This window comes from Kitasatospora sp. NPDC056783 (assembly GCF_042789895.1).
Taxonomy (GTDB): domain Bacteria; phylum Actinomycetota; class Actinomycetes; order Streptomycetales; family Streptomycetaceae; genus Kitasatospora.
Map to the genome: position 1 here is coordinate 1 of NZ_JBHUAF010000531.1, position 4,575 is coordinate 4,575.

Consider the following 4,575-nt stretch of genomic DNA (forward strand, 5'->3'; position numbering starts at 1 on the left):
CCCCCGTACGGGAGGGGCGCACCGGGGGCGGCGGACCGTCGTGGAACCGGTCGAGCGGAGGACACGAATGACGGGCGGTCCCGCCCCTGGAATGCCCCGGCTGCTGCGCGCGGGGATGGCGGCGGCAGCGGTCGGGCTGCTGCTGGTCTACAACGCGGTGGACACCGGGCCGGACTCCGGCACGACGGAGGGCCAGCCCGCTCCCCCGGCGGCCGCCGCGGCCGCCCTCCCCGGGCCGGCGGACGCCGCCGCCCTGGCCCCGGGCGCCCCCGGCGCCGGACCGCCGGCGCCGCCGCTCAAGCGCGCCAAGCCGACCCGGCTGCGCATCCCGCAGATCGCCGTGGACGCGCCGTTCACCGAGCTGACCCTCAACCCGGCCGGCCAGCTCAACGCACCGCCGCCGGACGACAAGAACCTGGTCGGCTGGTACCGGGACGGCATCACCCCGGGCGAGCGCGGCAGCGCGGTCCTCGCCGGGCACGTGGACACCACCAAGGGCCCGGCGGTGTTCCTGCTGCTGAGCTTCCTGCTGCCGGGCAACAAGATCGAGGTGAGCCGGGAGGACGGCACCGTCGCGGTGTTCTCGGTGGACTCGGTGGAGACCTTCGCCAAGGACGCCTTCCCCGACGCGAAGGTGTACGGCCGCACGCCGGACGCCCAGCTGCGGCTGATCACCTGCGGCGGCGCGTACGACAAGCAGCGGCGGGACTACCTGGACAACGTGGTGGCCTTCGCGCACCTGGAGTCCTCGCACCAGGGGTGACCGCCCCCGGTGCGCGCGACCGCCGGCCCCCTGTTCCGGGGGCCGGCGGTCGTCCGTGCGGAGGGCCGCGCTCAGCCGGTCACGGTGGCCTCGAAGGCGTGCAGGTAGGGGTTGACCGGGCGGACCGCGGTGACCGTCAGCCCGGCCTCCGCCATCAGCCCGACCATGCTCTCCTCGGAGTGCTTGGCCCCGCCCACGTTGAGCATCAGCATCAGGTCCATGGCGGTGGTGAAGCGCATCGAGGGGCTGTTGTCGACCAGGTTCTCGACCACCACGACGCGGGCGCCGGAGCCGGCCGCCTTCACCACGTTGGCGAGGGTGCGGCGGGTGCTGTCGTCGTCCCACTCCAGGATGTTCTTGATGATGTAGAGGTCGGCGCGCACCGGGATCTCCGTGCGGCAGTCGCCCGGCACCAGGCGGGCGCGGGCCGAGAAGGCGCCGCCGTCCTGGAGCCGGGGGTCGGCGCCCGCCACGACCTTGGGCAGGTCGAGCAGGGTGCCGTGCAGCGCCGGGTGCCGCTCCAGCAGGCTGGCCAGCACGTGGCCCTGGCCGCCGCCGATGTCCGCCACCGAGTCGATGCCGGTGAGGTCCAGGTACTCGGCGAAGTCCTCGGCGGACTGCCGGCTGGAGGTGGTCATCGCCTTGTCGAAGACCTTCGCGGAGTCACCCGCGTCGCTGTGCAGGTACTCGAAGAACTCCTTGCCGAACAGCTCGGGGAAGACGTTGCGGCCGGAGCGGACCGCCTCGTCCAGCTTCGGCCAGGCCTCCCAGGTCCACGGCTCGGTGCACCAGAGGGAGATGTAGCGCAGCGAGTTGGGGGCGTCCTCGCGCAGCAGCCGGGACATCTCGGTGTGCTCGAAGCTGCCGTCGTCCCCCTCCTCGAAGATCCCGTAGCAGGACAGCGCGCGCATCAGCCGGCGCAGCTGGCGGGGCTCGGTGTCGAGGGAGGCGGCGAGTTCGGTGACGGGGGCCGGGGTGTCGCCGAGCGCGTCGGCGACACCGAGCCGGGCGGCCGCGCGGACGGCCGCGGCGCAGGCGGCGCCGAAGACGAGCTCACGCAGCCGCATCGCGGCCTGGGGGGTGGTGTGGGCGGGTGCGGTGGTCATGGCTGGGTTCCTCGGGGATTCCTTGGGAGTTCCATGGACGGCGGACGGCGCGCGGTGGGGCGGCGGGCGGTGGGGCGGCGAGGCGTGCGGGGATCAGCAGTGGCCGGCCGGCTCGGAGCTCTCGCAGGTGTTGCGCGCGAAGGTGTTGTCGGCGCCGGTGTCGCGGTCGGCGAGGTCGGCCGGGCTGTTGCCGCTGAGCCGGTTGCCGGTGACCGTGGTGCGGGAGTTGGCGACGCCGACGACGCTCCTGAACAGGACGATGCCGCCGGAGAAGTCCGTGGTGCCCGCGTTGTCGTGGACCTCGTTGCCGGTCACCCGGACGTCCTCGGTGCCGGTGAGCACGATGCCGGCGCCCTGGATGGCCCCCAGGCGCGGGTTGGCCGGGCAGAACTTGTCGTTCTCGACGACCGTGTTGTGCCGGACGTCGAGGTCCCCGGCCCTGGGCACGCCCTCGTCGCCGACCACGAAGACGCCGGAGCAGTTGCCGCTGATCCAGTTCCGCTGGACGACCAGCCCGCGCAGCCGGCGGACGGTGACGCCGACCCGGTTGCCGGTCAGCTCGTTGCCCTCGACCACGGTGCCCTCGGTGTCGGGCGCGCCGCCCTCGCGGTAGGCGTAGTTGGCGAGGAAGACGCCGGACTGGCCGTTGTCGGTCGAGTGGTTGCCGCGGATCGTGGCCCGGGTGGACATCTCCTGGCTGATGCCCTGCTGGGCGTTGTCGTGGACGTGGGTGCCGATGACGGTCAGGCCGGTGGTGCCGCTGGCGTCGATGCCGTTCTTGCGGAAGCCGGTGACGGCGAGCCGGTCGATCGTGACGTCGGCCAGCGGCTGCTCCTCGGTGCCGACGACGCAGATGCCGTGCCCGGCGGCGGCGCAGGCGTTCTCGGTGCCGTCCCCGGGGGTGATCACGCTGTCCGCGCCGGAGCCGCGCAGGGTGAGGCCGGGGGTGGTGATGCGGACGCTGCCGCGGAAGGTGCCGGGGAGCAGTTGGACGGTGTCGCCGGGGCGGGCGGCGTCGACGGCCTGCTGAATCGATTCGCCGGCCCGGACGAAGTGCAGCGGGCCGCCGCTGTCGGCGTGGGCCGCGGGGGCGGCCAGGGAGACGAGGGCGGTGGTCAGGGCGGTGGCGGTGGCGGCGGCGGTGGCCGCGGCGAGGTGGTGGAACCGTCGCGTGGGCATGAGTGGTGACCTGTTTCTTTCGGCGCGCACGGGATCCGATGCGGTGTCGCGGTCGGCGGTGTCGCGGTGTGGCGTGTCGCGGTCGGCGGTGTCGCGGTGTGGCGTACCGCGGTCCGGGAGTCGGTGTCCGCCCCGCGCGTACGGTCCGGCGGCCGGGCTGACGCGCTGTGCGTGGGCGGTGGCGGCCGGTGGGTGCGGCCGTGTCGACGCTATGGGCGGCCGGGTGGGCCCGCCACCAGGGCTGGGCTGCGGGACTGACGGGGCGTCGACCGGAAGGAGGTACCGCCCGGCGTGGCGCGGGCCCGCCGGGGACGGCTCCGCGACCGTCCTCCCGGCCTCCCTGACCGGCCCGCCCGGCCCGCCCGGACCGGCCCGCCCGACGCCCGGGGTCCGGGGCGTGACATGCTCGGGGCCATGACCAGCGCACCGCCCGTACCGCCCCTCGCCGTCCTCCGCAACCCGGTCGGAGCCCACGTCCCGGTGGCCGGACGCGGGCTGGCGGGGACCGGTCTGGCGTACGCGGAGCGGGTCGGCGCGGAGACCGTGCAGGTCTTCGTGGCCAACCCGCGCGGCTGGGCCACTCCCCCGGGCAACCCGATCCAGGACGAGGAGTTCCGCTCCGCCTGCGCCGACCGGGGCATCCCGGCCTGGGTGCACGCCCCCTACCTGATCAACTTCGGCTCGGACAACCCGGCCACCCGCGAGCGCTCGGCCGACTCGCTGCGGCACTCGCTGCGCCGGGGCCACGCCATCGGCGCGCTCGGCGTCGTCCTGCACACCGGCTCGGCGGTCGGCACGGCGCCCGGCGGGGGCTCGCGCCGGGCCGAGGCGATGGCGCAGGTGCGGGCCGACGTCCGGCCACTGCTGGACGAGCTGGACGGCCTCGGGGACGACGCGCCCTGGCTGCTGCTGGAGCCGACCGCCGGCCAGGGCAGCTCGCTCTGCTCACGGCTGGAGCAGCTGGCCGAGTACGTGGCGGCCCTGGACCACCACCCGAAGGTGGGAGTCTGCCTGGACACCTGCCACGCCTTCGCCGCCGGGCACGACCTGGCGGAGCCGGGCGGGGTGACGGCCGCCCTGGACGCCCTGGCCGCCGCGGCCGGTCCGGGCCGGCTGCGGCTGATCCACGCCAACGACTCCGAGGATGTCGTCGGCGCCCGCAAGGACCGGCACGCCAACATCGGCGCCGGGATGATCGGCGCCGAGCCGTTCCGCGAGCTTTTCGAGCACCCGGAGACGGCCGGGGTGCCGCTGGTGGTGGAGACCCCGGACCGCAAGCACGGCGGCGACGGCACCGGACACGCGATGGACATCACGGTGCTGAAGGAGCTGCGGGAGCGGGCGGCGGTCCGCGCCTGAGGACCTCTGGGTCCCATGGGACCCCATGGGACCTCGGAGCCGTTGCGCGGCCGCGCAACGGCGTCCGGACGGCCGTGAGCCCGGGGCCGGACAGCCGTGAGCCCCGGGGCCCGCGCACCGCCTCCGGGCGCGGGGTGCGGCGGGGTCAGCCGCCCCCGGCGCACTCGC

4 protein-coding genes are annotated in these 4,575 nt (G+C 75.1%); 2 read left to right on the plus strand and 2 right to left on the minus strand.

The genetic code is table 11. The annotated features are described in order from the left end of the window. Nucleotides 1-67: 67 nt before the first annotated feature. A complete protein-coding gene (locus ACFRMQ_RS38500; protein WP_380735538.1) occupies nt 68-763 on the plus strand; it encodes a class F sortase in 696 nt (231 codons plus the stop codon). 71 nt (nt 764-834) lie between these two features. On the opposite strand, the gene ACFRMQ_RS38505 is transcribed toward ACFRMQ_RS38500, so the two are convergent. Both ACFRMQ_RS38505 and ACFRMQ_RS38510 read right to left on the minus strand, forming a co-directional pair. Then, complete coding sequence (locus ACFRMQ_RS38505) at nt 835-1,869, minus strand: methyltransferase (protein ID WP_380735539.1); 1,035 nt, start codon at nt 1,867-1,869, stop codon at nt 835-837. Nucleotides 1,870-1,962: 93 nt separating this feature from the next. After that, entirely contained in the window at nt 1,963-3,048 is a 1,086-nt protein-coding gene (locus ACFRMQ_RS38510) for a nitrous oxide reductase family maturation protein NosD (protein ID WP_380735540.1), read from the minus strand. A 414-nt stretch (nt 3,049-3,462) separates the two neighbouring features. Here ACFRMQ_RS38510 and ACFRMQ_RS38515 point away from each other — a divergent pair, with 414 nt between their 5' ends. Then, nucleotides 3,463-4,407 (plus strand): deoxyribonuclease IV, encoded by a 945-nt coding sequence (locus ACFRMQ_RS38515; protein WP_380735541.1) that lies wholly within the window; start codon nt 3,463-3,465, stop codon nt 4,405-4,407. Nucleotides 4,408-4,575: the final 168 nt, after the last annotated feature.